Origin of the sequence: Anaerobacillus alkaliphilus (genome assembly GCF_004116265.1) — a bacterium.
GTDB lineage: Bacteria > Bacillota > Bacilli > Bacillales > Anaerobacillaceae > Anaerobacillus > Anaerobacillus alkaliphilus.
The window spans coordinates 1-671 of the sequence record NZ_QOUX01000017.1 but is presented as its reverse complement, the minus strand read 5'-3'; the positions used below and the strand labels follow the sequence as shown (position 1 = coordinate 671).

The following is a 671-nucleotide window of genomic DNA, read 5'->3' as shown; positions in this document are numbered from 1 at the left end:
AATTACTACAACAATTATAGATACCAATGGGATTTAAAAAAGATGACCCCTGTACAGTACAGAGATCATCTTCTTAACGCTGCCTAGTCTTTTTTTAAAATGTCCTTTACAAGGGGTACAGTTTAGACTGGGTGTGGTTTTGTTTTGAGAATGGAAGTTCTCTTCGAAGTGATACTCGTAGACGCAGAAAAGCTACTGATCTCGTTCACATCCTGAGATACTTCCTTGAGTAACTCCGTGCAGCTTTGCATCGAGGAAGCCTGCTTCAGAGCGTTACTAGTAGACGCAGATGCAACTATACCAGCTATACTATTTTATACTTCTTATTAAAACAGAAAAAACACATCCACATGGGATGTGTTTTTTCTACCTAGCAACGAAGCTACTGACCTCGTTTACATCGTGAGTTAACTTCATTGAATACCTACACGTAGCTTTGCGACGAGGAAGCACACTTCGGAGCATAGCTCGTAGACGCAGGAGCACAGACACGAAGTAAGTTGTTTTAAATTAATATATAGAACATAAAAAAACACATCCACATGGGATGTGTTTTTCTTAGTTACCTAGCAACGTCCTACTCTCACAGGGGGAAACCCCCAACTACCATCGGCGCTGAAGAGCTTAACGATCGTGTTCGGCATGGGAACGAGTGTGACCTCTTCGCTATC

Annotated in this window: 1 protein-coding gene and 1 rRNA gene; one reads left to right on the top strand and one right to left on the bottom strand. The window is 41.7% G+C overall.

Translation table 11 applies throughout. The features are described 5' to 3' along the window. On the top strand, positions 1-87 hold an 87-nt coding region (locus tag DS745_RS04360; RefSeq protein WP_153188168.1), incomplete at its 5' end, for an IS3 family transposase. Positions 88-564: 477 nt separating this feature from the next. On the opposite strand, the gene rrf is transcribed toward DS745_RS04360, so the two are convergent. Then, a 5S ribosomal RNA gene (gene rrf / locus DS745_RS04355) occupies positions 565-671 on the bottom strand; the annotation flags it as partial.